15 protein-coding genes and 2 tRNA genes are annotated in these 14,942 nt (G+C 69.1%); 11 read left to right on the plus strand and 6 right to left on the minus strand.

All coding sequences use genetic code 11. The features are described 5' to 3' along the window. Positions 1 to 56 precede the first annotated feature (56 nt). From ACFWQC_RS00175 to ACFWQC_RS00185, 3 genes are all read left to right on the plus strand, one after another. Entirely contained in the window at positions 57 to 551 is a 495-nt protein-coding gene (locus ACFWQC_RS00175) for a hypothetical protein (RefSeq protein WP_378672275.1), read from the plus strand. Positions 552 to 594: 43 nt separating this feature from the next. Continuing rightward, positions 595 to 685 (plus strand) — tRNA-Ser (locus ACFWQC_RS00180). 181 nt (positions 686 to 866) lie between these two features. Beyond that, positions 867 to 1,082, plus strand: a complete 216-nt coding sequence (locus ACFWQC_RS00185) for a hypothetical protein (RefSeq protein ID WP_378671569.1) — start codon at positions 867 to 869, stop codon at positions 1,080 to 1,082. 41 nt (positions 1,083 to 1,123) lie between these two features. On the opposite strand, the gene ACFWQC_RS00190 is transcribed toward ACFWQC_RS00185, so the two are convergent. Beyond that, complete coding sequence (locus tag ACFWQC_RS00190; RefSeq protein ID WP_378671571.1) at positions 1,124 to 2,170, minus strand: LuxR family transcriptional regulator; 1,047 nt, start codon at positions 2,168 to 2,170, stop codon at positions 1,124 to 1,126. A gap of 108 nt (positions 2,171 to 2,278) precedes the next feature. Between ACFWQC_RS00190 and ACFWQC_RS00195 the strand changes: the two genes are divergently transcribed. Then, positions 2,279 to 2,351: transfer RNA gene (locus ACFWQC_RS00195), tRNA-Arg, on the plus strand. 100 nt (positions 2,352 to 2,451) lie between these two features. On the opposite strand, the gene ACFWQC_RS00200 is transcribed toward ACFWQC_RS00195, so the two are convergent. Together ACFWQC_RS00200 and ACFWQC_RS00205 are read right to left on the minus strand one after the other, a co-directional pair. Continuing rightward, positions 2,452 to 2,886 carry an anthrone oxygenase family protein gene (locus ACFWQC_RS00200; protein ID WP_378671573.1) on the minus strand — a complete coding sequence of 145 codons (435 nt, stop codon included), beginning with the start codon at positions 2,884 to 2,886 and terminating at the stop codon, positions 2,452 to 2,454. Beyond that, entirely contained in the window at positions 2,883 to 3,671 is a 789-nt protein-coding gene (locus ACFWQC_RS00205; protein ID WP_378671575.1) for an NAD(P)H-binding protein, read from the minus strand. The genes ACFWQC_RS00200 and ACFWQC_RS00205 overlap by 4 nt, the downstream gene beginning before the upstream one ends. Positions 3,672 to 3,744: 73 nt before the next feature. Between ACFWQC_RS00205 and ACFWQC_RS00210 the strand changes: the two genes are divergently transcribed. From ACFWQC_RS00210 to ACFWQC_RS00230, 5 genes are all read left to right on the plus strand, one after another. After that, positions 3,745 to 4,656: an AraC family transcriptional regulator gene (locus ACFWQC_RS00210; RefSeq protein ID WP_378671577.1), complete on the plus strand. Its 912-nt coding sequence runs from the start codon at positions 3,745 to 3,747 to the stop codon at positions 4,654 to 4,656. A gap of 66 nt (positions 4,657 to 4,722) precedes the next feature. Next, the gene (locus tag ACFWQC_RS00215) at positions 4,723 to 5,223 is read left to right on the plus strand and encodes a MarR family winged helix-turn-helix transcriptional regulator (RefSeq protein WP_378671578.1); all 501 of its coding nucleotides are present in this window, start codon (positions 4,723 to 4,725) and stop codon (positions 5,221 to 5,223) included. An 87-nt stretch (positions 5,224 to 5,310) separates the two neighbouring features. Continuing rightward, entirely contained in the window at positions 5,311 to 5,628 is a 318-nt protein-coding gene (locus tag ACFWQC_RS00220) for a GNAT family N-acetyltransferase (protein WP_378671579.1), read from the plus strand. A gap of 2 nt (positions 5,629 to 5,630) precedes the next feature. Then, positions 5,631 to 5,945, plus strand: coding sequence for a (4Fe-4S)-binding protein (locus ACFWQC_RS00225; protein ID WP_378671581.1), 315 nt, complete (start codon positions 5,631 to 5,633; stop codon positions 5,943 to 5,945). A gap of 7 nt (positions 5,946 to 5,952) precedes the next feature. Continuing rightward, positions 5,953 to 7,284 (plus strand): serine/threonine-protein kinase, encoded by a 1,332-nt coding sequence (locus ACFWQC_RS00230; RefSeq protein WP_378671582.1) that lies wholly within the window; start codon positions 5,953 to 5,955, stop codon positions 7,282 to 7,284. A 15-nt stretch (positions 7,285 to 7,299) separates the two neighbouring features. On the opposite strand, the gene ACFWQC_RS00235 is transcribed toward ACFWQC_RS00230, so the two are convergent. Further along, the gene (locus ACFWQC_RS00235) at positions 7,300 to 8,526 is read right to left on the minus strand and encodes a TerC family protein (RefSeq protein ID WP_378671584.1); all 1,227 of its coding nucleotides are present in this window, start codon (positions 8,524 to 8,526) and stop codon (positions 7,300 to 7,302) included. A gap of 49 nt (positions 8,527 to 8,575) precedes the next feature. After that, a complete protein-coding gene (locus ACFWQC_RS00240) occupies positions 8,576 to 9,196 on the minus strand; it encodes a TetR/AcrR family transcriptional regulator (protein ID WP_378671586.1) in 621 nt (206 codons plus the stop codon). A gap of 61 nt (positions 9,197 to 9,257) precedes the next feature. Here ACFWQC_RS00240 and ACFWQC_RS00245 point away from each other — a divergent pair, with 61 nt between their 5' ends. Together ACFWQC_RS00245 and ACFWQC_RS00250 are read left to right on the plus strand one after the other, a co-directional pair. Beyond that, positions 9,258 to 11,957, plus strand: coding sequence for an MMPL family transporter (locus ACFWQC_RS00245; RefSeq protein WP_378671587.1), 2,700 nt, complete (start codon positions 9,258 to 9,260; stop codon positions 11,955 to 11,957). Beyond that, complete coding sequence (locus ACFWQC_RS00250; protein WP_378671589.1) at positions 11,954 to 14,041, plus strand: hypothetical protein; 2,088 nt, start codon at positions 11,954 to 11,956, stop codon at positions 14,039 to 14,041. Before ACFWQC_RS00245 ends, ACFWQC_RS00250 begins: the two co-directional genes overlap by 4 nt. Positions 14,042 to 14,144: 103 nt before the next feature. On the opposite strand, the gene ACFWQC_RS00255 is transcribed toward ACFWQC_RS00250, so the two are convergent. Continuing rightward, positions 14,145 to 14,837 carry a nitroreductase gene (locus ACFWQC_RS00255; protein WP_378671591.1) on the minus strand — a complete coding sequence of 231 codons (693 nt, stop codon included), beginning with the start codon at positions 14,835 to 14,837 and terminating at the stop codon, positions 14,145 to 14,147. Positions 14,838 to 14,942: the final 105 nt, after the last annotated feature.

Here is a 14,942-nt window from a genome sequence, read left to right on the forward strand (position 1 = left end):
CCTAGGTCACGTAAAGGAGCAAGCCGATGCGGCTCTCGGCGCCCGTGTCGGCCACAATGGAGAGCGTGTCATCTGCTGAGCTCACCTACTACCGCCTCGCGCCATCCGTGCAGGCCCGCCTCGTCGGCGCCGCCATGGTCGGCCTGGCGCTCCTGGTCTTCGCCGGCACGGCCGTCGTGATCGCGGCCCGGATCGACTTCGCGTGGCTCTTCATCCCGCTCGCCGTCGGCGTCGCCGCGGTGATCGGGTTCGGTTGGTGGCTTCGCAACAAGGCGTACGTCCTGCGCGCCAGCGCCCAGGGCTACCGGATCGCGTTCGTGCGGGGTGCCGGTGTGCGCGAGGCCCGCTGGGTCGACATCCAGGAGGCGGTGACCACCGTGCCTGGCGGCACGCCGTGCCTGGAGCTGCGGCTCAAGAAGGGCGGCGCCACCACGATTCCGGTGACCATCCTCAGCATCGACCGCGAGCAGTTCGTACGCGAGCTCCAGGGCTACCTGAAGGCCACCATCAAGCCTCTCGACACCACCTCGGGTTCGTCCGACGCGCCCTGATTGGCCCCGGGAGTGCGGGTCTTGTAGCCTGTTCGAGCGGTATGGAGGCGTCGCCTAGTCCGGTCTATGGCGCTCGACTGCTAATCGAGTTTGGGGCTTAAACCCCATCGAGGGTTCAAATCCCTCCGCCTCCGCAGGTTTCACTGAGTTTGGCCCCCTTTCCGAGGGGGCCAAACCGCATTCTGACCTGCAATTTCATGCATTGCATCAGGCCGTACGACGGAACGTGAACTATCCGTAACGCCGTGACGTGCACAATAATCAGTCCGTAGGCCTCTCGGCACCTGTCGGCCTCGAGACCAGGAAGGGAAGAACATGAAGTTCGTACGCACCGCGACGGCACTTGCGCTGGCCTCGGCCGCCACAGTTGTTCTAAGCATGTTCGCCACTGCTCCGGCCCAGGCTGACACCGGGTGGGGGACCATCGTGGCACCGACGGAGGCCGCTTCGGCCTCGGGTGGCGACACGGGTTGGGGTATCAGCGGGAATTCCGTCAAGGCGCTGAAGGCTGACACCGGCTGGGGCACCTGAGAGTTGGGTCGGAGCGACGACGGCGCTCCGATCGAACCGTTTCAGTCGTCGATCTCGCCGGTCCCGCTTCGCCCGATCTCGTATCCGAGTTGAAAGCGGGTCTCGGCGTCGAACTCGTCCTTGAGATCGGCGACATACCCTGCGTAGGTTCGTGGGCTCACTCCGAGGCGTTTCGACGCCGCCGGATCGGAGTGACCCTCGATGAGCATCCGCAAGGTCATCGACCTCTGCTCGCTGGCGATGTCCTTGAGGGTCGATGAATCGCTCATCGTGAACGGTCTGGCACGTTCCCACGCGCGCTCAAACACATCGATGAGGTACGCGACCACCGACGGCTCGCGGATAGCGACGGCGGTGTCGACGCCGTCTGGACTGGGGATGATCGCGATGCTTCGGTCGAAGATCATGATCCGGTTGAAGAACTCGTCAAGCGTACGAACCTCTCCGCCTGCCGCGGACACGGCGGAGACGTACTCCCTGGTCTCACTGCTTCGTCTAGCGGCGTGCTGGTAGAGCGTGCGCATGTGGACTCCGCGCTTGATCAACGCCGTGTCTCGGATGATCGCGTTCTCCAGAATGCTTCCCACGCCGCGCCGGTTCTGGGGCTGGGCGGTCAGCGCCTCGAACTCGCATTCTGCGACGAGCGAGTCGATGAACGGCTGAATCGCCGGACTGTGGACATAGGTGAACGGGCCGCGTTGGTCGTCCGGCGCCGAACGCCGCCAAGCACTGCGCAGGGCTGTGAAGTCGTTGGCCCACTCGGCTGATTCCTGAAGAAGCCGGATGCCCTCCTGAGTCATGGGTGCGACGATCTGAGCTTGGACGGTGGCTGGGTCGACGGTCACCCAGGTGTCCGCTGCGTCGTCGGGTTTGCGGACGAGGCCCAGCTCCTCGAGAGCGGTCAGTGCGCCAGCGAACTCTCCGCCTTCGCCGATCCGCGGGTCGGATGTGGGGATCCCGCCCCGGTCCGCGATGAGCTCGAAGAGCTCGATGCCCTTGGCCTCGAGCAGTGCACGCGTCCCAGGCGTGCGTCCATCGTCGGTCACGTTCTTCTCCTCGCCGGACGGCGTGGGTTGACGCTTGCTCACGCTCCACCTCCCCGATGCTGTGGACTAGCGCCAGATCTTCTCACACGTGGCGATTTCGGGTCACGGACCATCTTCCGCTAATCTTCTACACGTTGCTTCGGTAACACTGCGCCTGTAGCTCAACGGATAGAGCATCTGACTACGGATCAGAAGGTTTGGGGTTCGAATCCCTACAGGCGCGCAGAATATGTAAGGTAGTGAAAGGCCCCTGACCAGGTAGAACGCCCGGTTGGGGGTCTTCTTCATGTCCGCATCCTGTGCTTCGGCAGTCTCTCGGGCGCCTACGGCCGATCCGGGATCATCCCGGGCAGGCTGAGAAGTATGAAGGCCCCGGTGGCGGCGAGGGTTCGTAGGGTGTGAAAGATCAGCCACGGCTTCTCGAACGAGGACACGGCGCCGTCGTTGGCCAGGGCGTCGTTCAGCGGCAGGTTCGCCGCGAAGGTGATGACGACGGCGGCGACGGCCAGGCACGCGGCGGTGATGGAGAGCGGGCCCCGGTGCCATCCGAGGAGGATCAGCGCCAGGAGCGGGGCGCCGAGGAAGAAGGCCAGGAACACCGGGTTGACGATGACCACGTTGAGCCGGTTCATGACCCGCGCGTAGACCTCGTCGGGCTGGCCGTGCAGCGCCGGCATGAAGGCGACCAGGAACGCGATGTAGATGCCGGCGGTGACGCCGTTGAGCAGCCTCGCGCCGGTGAGTACGACCTCGCTCATGACTGCTCACCCCGGCCGAGATCATCGATGCTTCGAGCTGCGCGGCCCAGGACCGCCTCGACATCGCTGGTCACGTACGCGTTGCGTCCGTCGAGAACCTCCTCGAACAGGTACGCCAGTCCGGCCGCGTCGGCCGCCGGCAACCCGGCCGCGGTCAGGACCGCGACGTAGTCCTCGGTGGGCATGGAGCGGTACGTCACGGTGGGCCCGCCGATGGCGTGCGTGGCCTCCTCGAAGGTGAGCAGCTGTGGGCCGGTGAGCTCCAGGACCCGGCCGACGTAGCCCTTGTCGAGGAGGGCGGCGACGGCGACGGCGGCGATGTCGTCGGCGTCGACGAACGGCTCGGCGACGGTGTGCTCGACCATGGTGAGCGATCCGGCCGCGAGCTCGTCCGCGAACGCGCCTTCGGTGAAGTTCTGCATGAAGAAGGCCGAACGCAGGATCGTCCATTCAGCGCCCGAGGCCATCATGGCCTGCTCGGCTCGCTGGGCACCTTCCTCGCCGCGGCCGGAGAGCAGTACGAGCCGGCTGCAGCCGGCGGCGACGGCCTGGGCGGCGAACGCACCGATGATCTCGTCGGCGCCCGGCAGGCCGAGGTCGGGCTGGAAGGTCAGGTAGGCCGACTCGCAACCGTCGAGGGCCTCGGACCAGGTGGTCCGGTCGTGCCAGTCGAACCGGGGTGCTGAGTGGCGGGTGACCGCCCGTACGTCGTGGTCGAGGGTCTGGAGGCGGCGGGTGACGCGCTGGCCGGTCTTGCCGGTGGCGCCGGTGATGAGAGTTGTCATGCCTCTAATCTGGCCTGCCGGGAGCGACGGAGGAATACGTCCGGCTCCATGGAGCATGCGTTATCGTCTCACCATGTCGTCACTGGATCTACTCGTAGATGGTCCACGGGCCCAGGCCGCCTTCCTGCTGAAGGCCGTGTTCGCCGGGGAGTGGTCGATCACCGCCGAGGACGAGGTGCCGCTCACGGTCATCGCGATCGCCCGCGGCGAGGCGGTCTTCACCGGCTGCGAGGGACCGCAGGAGGTGGCGGCAGGTGACGTGATCGTGTGCCGCGGGCCGGCGACCTACGTCATCGCCGACTCGGCCGGTCGCCCCGCCGATATCCGGATCCTGCCCGGCCAGGTCTGTGTCGACCCGAGCGGGGCTCTGCTGGCCGAGGAACTGGCGCTGGGCGTACGCACCTGGGGAAACAGTCGCTCGCCGGAGGCGACCGTGATGCTCATCGGTACCTATGAGCGCGAGACCTCGGTCGGCGCGCTGCTGTTGTCCCGGCTGCCGACCAGTGTGGTGCTGCGCGGCTTCGACACCGCCGTCGTCGACCTCCTGTCCGCAGAGCTGGTGCGCGAGGAGGCCGGCCAGGCGGCCCTGCTCGACCGGCTGCTGGACGTACTCGTGGTCAAGGCCGTGCGTGAGGTGCTCTCGGCCTCCCCGGCACTTCCCGCCGATGACGCGGTCGCCGCGGTGCTGCGCGCCATGGAACGGCACCCGCAGCTGCCCTGGACGGTCGCCGGCCTCGGTGAGCAGGTCGGTCTCTCGCGTGCCGCTCTGGCCAGGCGCTTCACCGAGCAGGTCGGCGAGCCACCACTGGCGTACCTGACAAGGTGGCGGCTCGCTCTGGCCGCGGACCTGCTGATCGGCACGGACCTGACCCTGTCGGCGATCGCCGCCCGCGTCGGCTACGCGAACCCGTTCGCCCTCAGCGCGGCCTTCAAGCGTCTCCACGGCACCTCACCGACATCCTTCCGGAGCCGCCACGTCGCCTGACCCTGTGCGACGACGGCCGCGCGGGATCGTTATTACGTCAAGCAACTACCCGCTAGCCTCGTTGGTATGGATGGTCGGCGTGCAGCAGCTGGGGAGGTGGCCCCACTGTCGCCCGAGGAGGAGACTGCCTGGCGTGCGTTGGGGCGGGCAGTCGTGGTGATTCCGCGGGTGCTCGACTCCGATCTCATGCAGTCGGAGGGCCTGAGTCTCACGGAGTACACCGTGCTGATGAACCTGTCCGAGGCTCCCGAGCGCTCGTTGCGCATGAGCGAGCTCGCCAACTACGTATCGATCTCGGTCAGCGGGCTGACCCGTGTCGTGGAGCGGTTGGAGCGGACGGGCTTGGTCGAGCGGGTCCGTTCGACGGCGGACGGTCGCGGCCAGCTGGCGCGCTTGACCCCGGCCGGACTGAAGTGTCTGAAGAAGGCTTGGCCGGTGCACCTGGAGAGCGTCCGGCGCCACGTGATGGATCATCTCCAGAATGTCGATCTGGCCGCGTTCGCTGATGCTCTCGAGGCGGTCGCTCGGGCCGAGGTCGGACCGCCGGTTCGCCGCCGAGGTCGCTGACCATCGTCAGATCCCTCGACAGCCTTGCCTGCTCGGGTAAGTTATTTGTGCGCACAAACAAATATGCGGACCAAGCAAGGACGAGAGATGACAGACATCGACATTGAGGTCGCACATGCCCCAGAGCGTCTGCGCTACGAAGCGCGTGTGGACGGAGCCGTGGTGGGGTTCGCGGAGTACATCCTCGCCACCGACCTGATCGTGTTCACCCACACCGAGGTCGACCCCGCCTACGAGGGGAAGGGCGTCGGCTCGGCGATCGCCAGGTTCGCGCTCGACGACGTCCGCGACACCAGCGAGCGCAAGGTGATGCCGCTCTGCCCGTTCATCAAGGGCTGGATCGGGAACCATCGCGAGTACGTCGAACTCGTGAAGCGTGTGCCTCCGTCGACGGCGAAGGACTGACCATGGCGCGCAAGACCTACACCGGGCCCGTGGTCGACGTCTCCTTCGACGGTGAGGTGTGTCAGCACGCGGCCGAGTGCGTACGAGGCATGCCCACCGTCTTCGATCCTTCCGCGCGGCCGTGGATCGACCCCACGCAAGCCGGTTCGGAGGGGACCGCCCAGACCCTGCGAGAGGTGATCGGGCGCTGTCCTTCCGGCGCCCTTCGCGTCGTCGATCACCCTTGGCCGGCACGATCTTCGCGATCTCGCAGTCAGGCCTCGGCGAGTTCGTCTACCGCATGGCACCGCCCGAACAGCTCTGACCCGGCCTCATAATGTGCCGGTGACCCTTCCCCAGATCCTCGGGCGCCTGCGCCAGGTCAAGCCACTCGGTTCCGGCGGTTTCGCGGAGGTGTGGCTCTACCACGACCCGGACCTCGACTCACCCGTAGCCGTGAAGGTGCTCAGTGCCCAGTGGACACAGGCGGCCGACATCCGGGAGCGGTTCCTGCAGGAGGCGCGCTTCCTCCGCTCGGTCGACTCGCCCCACGTCGTCTCGGTCCACGACATCGGCGAGACTCCGACGGGTGCGCCCTACTTCGTGATGGCGTACGCCGACGCGGGCAGCGTCGCGGAGCTGATCAGCCAGCACCCTCACGGGATGCCGCCGCAGTTGGTCGCCGATCTGGTGGCACAGGCCGCGTCCGGCCTCGACGCACTGCACGTACGCTCCGTCATCCACCGCGATCTGAAGCCTGCCAACATCCTGCTCGCCGGTGGGTCGGACGGCAGGCTGCGGGCCATGGTCGCCGACCTGGGCGTGGCGCGTGCGCTCGACCAGCACACGGAGGTGACCCGGCAGATCGGGACGCCTGCCTACATGGCCCCCGAGCAGTTCGACGAGTCACTGCCGATCGACCATCGCGCCGACGTACGCAGCCTGGGCGCGGTCGCGTGGGCGATGTTCGCGGGGCGCTCGCCCGCGCCGGCGTTGACGGTCGTGTCCCGAGTTCCCGAGCTCGGCACGGTCGCGCCCGTGCCTGCAACCGTGTCCGCGGTGATCATGCGGGCCCTGGAGCCGAGGGCCGAGGACCGCTGGCCGGACGCGGGGAGCTTCGCCGCAGCCCTCACCGCCGCGGCCGCGGGGCGGGCGGTCGACGTACCTCCTGCTTCGGACGCGCAGACCGTGCTCCGTTCGCCGGCGCCAACATCGCCGCAGCCGCAGCCGCCCGCGCGCAGTCGGCGCAACGCTGTCCTCGTCGCGGCCGTCGTCGTCGCCGCCGTCGTGCTGGGCGGCGCCGCGACCTGGTTCGTCGCGCGCGGTCCGGCCGAGGAGCCGGCCAGCGGTACGGAGACCGCCGCGGGGCAGCCGGTCAGCGGCGCGGAGACCGCGGCCGTACGATTCGTCGACGCGCTCCAGGCGGGCGACTGCGAGGCTGCGGGCCTCTACATCCCCGACCTCGACGATCCGGCCGCGTGGGACTGCACCGATGACGCCAACGGTGGCGACGGCTTCTACTACCACATCCTCGAGGACCTCGACGCCGGCGGCGAGCGGCGGGTCGAGGACCTCGGGGACGGGCTCTTCCGGGTGGTCTGGGTGGACCAGGGCTACGTCAACATGCAGCGTCAGGAAGACACTCTGTTCACTGTGCAGCAGGTCGTCTGCTGCTAGAAGTCGACCTGCGGCTCACTCCTCGCGGAGGATCTTCGGGGGGCCTGCGGGAGTGGCTTCGCCGCGCTCGACGGCGGCGGTGTGGCTGGCGAGGGCGCGTTCGAGGAGCTCCATGAGAGGAGTCTCGTCGCGGGCGATCTGCAGGTACTTCGGGCCGAGGGAGACGATGAGGTCGCGCTCGGCGAGGAGGGCGTTGTGGATGCGCTCGCGCTCGGCCGGGTCGGCGGTGTATTCGGAGTCGAGGTAGGCGGCGGCGTGCCGGCGGGCGTTGCCGATCGCGTTCTTCGCGCGGCCGCGCTTGCTGAAGAGTGAGGCGACGACGGTCACGACGAGTACCCCGAGGATGACGCTCAGGGAGAGGCCGGTGCTGATCTCGACCACGTGCACGGACTCACCGTCGTTGATGAACGGGACGTTGTTCTCGTGGAGCGCGTGCAGGATCAGTTTCACGCCGATGAAGGCGAGGATCGCGGCCAGTCCGTAGGAAAGGAAGATGAGCCGGTCGAGCAGGCCGTCGAGCAGGAAGTAGAGCTGGCGCAGGCCCAGCAGCGAGAACGCGGTCGCGGTGAAGACGAGGTAGACGTTCTGGGTGAGGCCGAAGATCGCCGGGATCGAGTCGAGGGCGAAGAGGATGTCGGTGCCGCCGATGGCCACCATCACCAGCAGCATCGGCGTCAGGATGCGCTTGCCGTTCTCCACCGTGAAGAGCTTGTCGCCGTCGTAGTGCTCACTGACGTGGAACAGCCGTCGGGCGAGGCGTACGACGACGTTCTCCCCGTGGGAGTCGTTGTCGGGCTTCAGCATGTTGCCGGCCGTCATCAGCAGGATCAGGCCGAACAGGTAGAACACCCAGGCGAAGGTGTTGATCAGCGCGGCGCCCACGAAGATGAACCCGGTGCGGGCGATCAGCGAGAACGTGATCCCGAAGAGGAGCACCTTCTGCTGGTCTTCGCGGGGCACCCGGAAGCTCGTCATGATGATCAGGAAGACGAACAGGTTGTCGACCGAGAGCGCCTTCTCGGTGATGTATCCGGCGAAGTACTCTCCGCCCATCGCGCCGCCGCCGAAGATCAGCACACCGACGCCGAACAGCAGCGCGATCGCGACGTAGACCGCAGACCAGGTGGCCGCCTCCTTCAGGGTGGGGGTGTGGGCCTTGCGTACGTGAAAGATGTAGTCGAAACCGAGCAGGCCGACGATCGCGACGACGGTGACCAGCCACACCCATGTTGGTGCGCCCATAGTGACAAACCCCCTGAGAGTCGACCCGAGACTTGGGATCGGCCTCAGCCTAGGCGGAGGTCCTCGGGATCGACAGCCCATCGATGATCTGGGGCAGCGCGTCTTCGAGGAGCCGGTCGGCACGGGGGTCGTCGGGGCGGATCGTACGCATCGTGACGCTGTGGAGGAACACGCCCATCATCGTCTGGGCGAGGAGGTCGGTCGGCATCGTGGAGGTGCGGTCGAGGCGGTCCAGAGCGAGATCGACGACCTCGACGAGCTGCTCGCTGAGCGCCGTGAACGTCGCCGAGCTGATCTCGCGCGCGTCAGCGTCGCGCAGGCTCTGCAGCACCACCTCGCTCTGCAGGACGAACCAGCGGTCCTGGAGCGGGCGGATCGCGTCGAAGGCCGCGCCGATCAGTGATCCGCTCGAGTCGGCGTCGCTGTGCTCGCCGACGGCGGTGCGTACGGCCTCGATCAGCCTCTCCGACTCCTCCTTGAAGGTCTCGAGCAGCACCTCCTCGACGCTGCCGAAGTTGGAGTAGAACGCTCCGCGCGTGTAGCCGGCCGCGCTGACCAGGTCGTCGACGGTGACCCGGCGTGCCCCGCGCTCGACGAAGACGTCGACGGCCGCGGACAGCAGCCGGGCGCGGGTGTTCGTACGTCGCCTGGGGGCCTTCACCTCGGTCATGTAGCAATCCTCACATATGCCGACGATACACTTTTGTATTGAATGCGTTAGTGTATTGAACGTGTCCTCCTACCTCTACCGACTCGGCCGACAGGTCGCCCGCCACGCCAAGACCGTGCTGGCGCTCTGGCTCCTGCTCGCCGTGCTCCTGGGTGCGCTGACCGTCTCGCTCGGCGGCAAGCTGCAGAACGACTTCACGATCCCCGGCACCGAGTCCCAGCAGGGCCTGGACGCGCTCACGCAGCGCTTCCCCGAGGTCTCCGGGACCTCCGCCCAGCTGGTCTTCGTCGCTCCCGAGGGGGAGAAGATCGACGACCACCGCAAGGAGATCCGGGCGGTGCTCGACGCGGTCGAGGAGGTGGACCACGTCGCGACGGTCACCGACCCGCTGGCCGCGGAGAGCAGAACCGTCAGCGACAACGGCCGGGACGCGCTGGCGACGGTGCAGTTCGACCTCGGTCTCGACGAGCTCCCCGAAGGTGTGACCTCGGATCTGGAAGAAGCTGCGGAGCTGCCGTCGGGGTCTTCGCTCGAGCTCCACGTCGGTGGGGATGCGTACTCCGTCACCGGGGTGCACGTCAGCGCGACGGAGGGGATCGGGATCCTCATCGCCCTGCTCGTCCTGGCGATCACGTTCGGGTCGCTGCTGGCCGCCGGCCTGCCGATCCTGACCGCGCTGCTCGGGGTGGCGATCGCCATGGCGGGGATCTTCTCGGTAGCCGCGGTCACCACGATCTCGGCCACCACCCCGACTCTGGCGCTGATGATCGGGCTCGCGGTCGGGATCGACTACGCACTGTTCGTGATCGCCCGGCACCGCAGCCAGCTCGCCACCGGTCTCGCGGTGGAGGAGTCGATCGCGCGGGCGGTCGCCACCGCCGGCAGTGCGGTCATCTTCGCGGGCGTCACGGTCATCATCGCGCTGTGCGGCCTCGTGGTCGCGGGCATCCCGTTCCTCGCGGTGATGGGGTACGCAGCAGCCTCGGCCGTCCTGGTCGCGGTGCTCATCGCGCTCACCGCCGTGCCGGCGCTCCTCGCGATCGCGGGGGAGCGGCTGCGGCCCAAGCCCGGGTCTCGGGCCCACCGGCGTGAGGCTGTCGCGGAGGGGCGGCCTCACGCCATCACGCTCGGGGCGCGTTGGGTGCGGCTGGTGACCAAGGTGCCGGTCGTCACGATCGTGCTCTCGCTGCTGGTGATCGCCGTCCTGGCGATCCCGGCCCGCGATCTCGCGCTGGGGCTCAACGACAACGGCAGCGCCGATCCGGGGACTGCTCCGCGGGAGACGTACGACCTGATCAGCCGCGACTTCGGGCCGGGCTACAATGCGCCGCTGTTCGTGACCGTGGACATCATCGACACCACCGATCCGGTCGGTGTGATGGACGACTTCGGCAAGGCGCTCGGGACGTACGACGGGGTGCAGAAGGTCGCGCTGGCCACACCGAACCGGACCGCCGACCTCGGGCTCGTGGTGATCTACCCGACCACCGAGAAGAGCGACCCGGCGACCGCATCGCTGGTCAAGGAGATCCGCGCGGACTCGGCAGACCTGGCGGAGCGGTTCGGGATCGAGGACGTCATGGTCACCGGGCAGACCGCGGTCGCGATCGACGTCAGCGCTCGCCTGTCCGGTGCGATCCTGCCGTTCGGGGCCGTCGTCGTCGGGCTGTCGCTGATCCTGCTGACGATCGTGTTCCGCTCGATCGCGGTCCCGCTGAAGGCCACGCTGGGCTACGTGCTGTCGGTGGCGGCCTCGTTCGGGGTGGTCGCCGCGGTCTTCGAGTGGGGCTGGGGCGCCGACCTGTTCAACGTCGCCAAGGTCGGCCCGGTGATCGCGTTCTTCCCGATCATCCTGATGGGCGTGCTCTTCGGGCTCGCGATGGACTATGAGGTGTTCCTGGTCTCCCGGATGCGGGAGGACTTCGTCCACACCGGCGACGCCCGGCGTTCCGTGGACACCGGCTTCGCCGCCAGCGCCCGCGTCGTCACCGCCGCGGCGATCATCATGATCGCCGTCTTCGCGGCCTTCGTGCCCAACGGCGATCCGATCGTGAAGCCGATGGCGCTGGGCCTCACCGTGGGGGTGCTCGTGGACGCGTTCCTGGTGCGGATGACGCTGGTGCCGGCGGTGCTCGCCCTGCTCGGGCGCGGTGCCTGGTGGCTACCGAGCTGGCTGGACCGGCGGATGCCGGTCCTCGACATCGAGGGTGAGGCGCTCGTCCACCACCTCGAGCACGCCGACTACGTCGCCTCGAACGGTGAGGTCGCGGTCCGCGCACGGCAGGTCGAGGTGTCGGAGGCGCTCGCGCCGTTCGATCTCCACCTGCGGCCGGGAGGGCTCGGGATCGTCCACGGGTCCGACCCTGTCGCGCGGACCGCCGCGCTCGCTGTTCTCACCGGGCGGCTCGGCTTCTCGGGGCAGCTGGTCGTGCTCGACCGGCTGCTGCCGGAGGAGGCAGGCGCCGTGCGTGCCCGGGCAGCTCTCGTCGGCGACGTAGCGGAGGCGCTCCGGGTCGTGGGTGCGCGGCGTACGCCGGCGCTGGTCGCCATCGACAGCCCGACCTCGCTCGATATCGGGCAGCTCGCGGCACTGTCCGCGCTGACCTCGCGTGGCACGACGGTCCTGCTCGGGATGCCGTCGTTGCCCGCCGTGTCGCAGGTCGCGGACGCGATCGCTCATGCGACGCCCGCACGCACCACACCCGATCCTGAGCTCACCGACCCTGCGGCTTCGGTCGCCGACCTGGAGACAGTCCGATGAAACGTACGAAATCATGGTGGTCGGGCCGCCGCCTGGTGGCGGCCGCGATCCTGCTGCCGGTCGTCGTGACGGTGCTCGCGCTCGTCGCGCTCAGCGACCGCGCCGAGAACCTCGACAAGGTGCCCGCCGCGGTGGTCAACCTCGATGAGCCGGTGACGACGGGGAGCGGGAAGACTAAGCAGACGATCTACGCCGGCCGGGCACTGGCCGCGGACCTCGTCTCCTCCTCGGACTCGTCCGCGAGCCCCACGCTCGGCTGGGAGCTCACCGATGCAGCGGATGCCCGGGAAGGCTATGCGGACGGGACGTACGCGGCCGTGATCACGATCCCCAAGGACCTGTCCAAGACGCTGTCCGGGGTGCAGGGGAGCGACCCGAGCGCCGGCCGGGTCAGCGTCGAGGCGTCCGACGCCTCCAGCGAGGTGACCGCCGAGATCGCTCGTCAGGTGGCGCGGCAGTCGGCGTCGACCCTGGGGCGTACGGTCACGACGACCTACCTCGACGGGGTCCGGGACCAGACCGGGAAGCTCAAGACCAGCCTGGACTCGGCCGCCGACGGGGCCGACCAGCTCGCCGACGGCACCGCTGCCGCCGACTCGGGGGCAGGGAAGGTCGCCGAGGGTGCTCGGTCGCTCAGCTCTGGTGCGTCCGGGGCCGCTGACGGCGCCTCGCAGGTCGCGGGCGGGCTCGACACGCTCGCCGGCGGGACCGCGCGGCTGGAGTCAGGCGCGGGATCGCTGGCCGGGGGCGCGGGCAAGGCGTCGAAGGGCGCGTCCTCGCTGGCCGCCGGTGCCGGCAACCTGAGTGGCGGGCTGAACCAGCTTGAGAGGTCGACCGCGGGGCTCCCGTCGCAGACCTCGTCGCTCGCGGCCGGCGCCTCGCAGGTGTCGGAGGGAGTGGCCGGCTACACCCAGCTCGCCAAGGGCTGGGCGCAGGCGTGCGCGAGCGACCCGCTGCTCGCGGCCTCCAAGCCGCAGCTCTGCGGTGCCACCGCCTCGGCGGTCGGCTCCGGCGGCGGGCAGGCCGACCAGCTCGCCGCCGGGGCGGACCAGGTCGCCTCGGGTGCCTCCGCGCTGTCGCAGGCGGCGCCAGAGCTGACCGGAGGGATCTCGTCGGCGGCCGACGGTGCCGGGAAGGTCGCGTCCGGGGCGTCCCAGGTCGCCGACGCCAACGCCCGCCTCGCCAAGGGTGCGCGTGAGCTCGAGTCCGGCCTCGGGAAGACCAACGACGGCGCCACCGAGCTGGCCTCCGGGGCCGATCAGCTCGCCTCCGGGACCAAGCAGATCGAGAGCGGGTCGGCTTCGCTGGCCTCCGGGGCCGACGACCTCTCCGCCGGGACCTCCTCGCTGACCGAGGGTGCGTCCTCGTTGGCCTCGGGGCTCGACGACGGGGCTTCGCAGATCGCGGTTCCCGGTGAGAAGCAGGCCGAGGTCGTCGCCGACCCGGTGCAGGTCTCGGTCGCCTCCGGCCCCTCCACCTCCGGGGTGACCCGGCTGGCGCCGGCAGTGATCGCGCTGGCGCTGTGGCTCGGTGCGCTGGCGATCTACCTGCTCCGCCCGGCCTTCCCCACGGGGCGGCTGCGGGAGGCGCTCACGGCGCGGCGGCTCACCTTGGCCGGTCTGTGGCCGGCCGCTCTCGTCGGGCTGGCGCAGGCGGTTCTCCTCGTGGTCGCGGCCGCGCTTCTCGGCGCCGATCTCGCCCGACCGTTCGCCGCGGTCGGGATCGCGGTGCTCGCCGCGTCGGCGTTCGTCGCGGTCCACCAGGCCGTCGTCGCGCTCGCCGGCCAGCGCCGTGGCTGGCTGATCTCGCTCGGGTTCGTCGCTCTGCAGCTGGTCTCCCTCGGCGGGCTGTTGCCGGTCACCACGGCCTCCGCGCCGTTCGGTGCGCTCGCGGGCATCCTTCCCGTCCCACTCGCCGCCGAGGCGCTCCGCGGGGTCGCCGTCGCGCAGAGCGGTGCTGCGGTCGCTGCGCCGTTGGGTGGGCTGGTCCTCTGGCTCCTGCTCGCGGTGGCGGTCAGCCTCTTCGCGGCGGGTCGGGCGCAGCGTACGTCTGTCGCGGAGATCCGCGGAGCGGCGGCTGCCTGACGGGGGCGCGCCGCCCATGTAACACGTCGTTCGTAGGACTATCCGGTCGCTGCAATAGGGCGAGAAGTCCTACGAACGACGTGTTACAGCTCGTCGCGGCGGCTCAGAGCAAGGTGTCGTGCAGCACGATGTGCTCGTCGAGCGCGGCGCGGCCGACGTCGAGGCGGTTCACGGCGGCGTCGGGGTCGGCGGTGCCGAACGAGATGCCGTAGAGCAGCTTGAGGTCGGCGGGCAGGCCGAGGTGGGCGCGGACGGTGTCGGCGAAGAGGCCGTGCATGCCCTGGGGTACGCCGTGGTAGCCGCGGGCGGTGAGGGAGAGCAGGAAGTTCTGGGCGTACATGCCGACGTCGTTGGCAGCGCGTACGACATCGCCGAGCTCCGGCACGAAGAGCAGGGCCACGTGGGGCGCGCCGTAGAAGCGGAGGTTCTCGGCGACGGCCTTGGTGCGGCCGTCGACGTCCTCGCGGGCGATGCCGAGGGCGCCGTAGAGGACGGCCCCGGTCTGCTGCGACCGCTGGACGTGGACGCTGTCGCCATCACCGTACGTCGTGGTGAAGTCGGGGCTCATCTGGCCGGCCTCGAACGCCTTGAGCATCGCCTCGCTGAGGCGCTCGCGGGCCTTACCGGAGAAGACGTGGACCTCCCACGGCTGGGTGTTGCTGTGCGACGGGGCGCGCTGGGCGTCCTCGAGCACACCGCGGATGTCGTCGGCGGGCACCGGGTCGGGCAGGAAGGCTCGCGCGGATCGGCGCGAACGGATCACGTCCGTGAAGGTGTCGACGGCGGTGGTGGTCACAAGAAGTTCCTCTCAGGTCTGCCGAGGCCGGTGGCCTCGATCCACTCCTGACCCAAGACGGAGGGACTCTCCGGTATTCCTGGGGCGGTTCGAAGGTGGCCGATC

Origin of the sequence: Nocardioides sp. NPDC058538, assembly GCF_042719275.1 — a bacterium.
Lineage (GTDB): Bacteria > Actinomycetota > Actinomycetes > Propionibacteriales > Nocardioidaceae > Nocardioides.

Coding starts and splice junctions, on each gene's coding strand:
- ACFWQC_RS00220 (WP_378671579.1), top strand. CDS start 5,311: ATGACAGACATCGACATTGAGGTCGCACATGCCCCAGAGCGTCTGCGC.
- ACFWQC_RS00250 (WP_378671589.1), top strand. CDS start 11,954: ATGAAACGTACGAAATCATGGTGGTCGGGCCGCCGCCTGGTGGCGGCC.
- ACFWQC_RS00240 (WP_378671586.1), bottom strand. CDS start 9,196: ATGACCGAGGTGAAGGCCCCCAGGCGACGTACGAACACCCGCGCCCGG.
- ACFWQC_RS00215 (WP_378671578.1), top strand. CDS start 4,723: ATGGATGGTCGGCGTGCAGCAGCTGGGGAGGTGGCCCCACTGTCGCCC.
- ACFWQC_RS00200 (WP_378671573.1), bottom strand. CDS start 2,886: ATGAGCGAGGTCGTACTCACCGGCGCGAGGCTGCTCAACGGCGTCACC.
- ACFWQC_RS00205 (WP_378671575.1), bottom strand. CDS start 3,671: ATGACAACTCTCATCACCGGCGCCACCGGCAAGACCGGCCAGCGCGTC.
- ACFWQC_RS00185 (WP_378671569.1), top strand. CDS start 867: ATGAAGTTCGTACGCACCGCGACGGCACTTGCGCTGGCCTCGGCCGCC.
- ACFWQC_RS00235 (WP_378671584.1), bottom strand. CDS start 8,526: ATGGGCGCACCAACATGGGTGTGGCTGGTCACCGTCGTCGCGATCGTC.
- ACFWQC_RS00225 (WP_378671581.1), top strand. CDS start 5,631: ATGGCGCGCAAGACCTACACCGGGCCCGTGGTCGACGTCTCCTTCGAC.
- ACFWQC_RS00175 (WP_378672275.1), top strand. CDS start 57: ATGGAGAGCGTGTCATCTGCTGAGCTCACCTACTACCGCCTCGCGCCA.
- ACFWQC_RS00210 (WP_378671577.1), top strand. CDS start 3,745: ATGTCGTCACTGGATCTACTCGTAGATGGTCCACGGGCCCAGGCCGCC.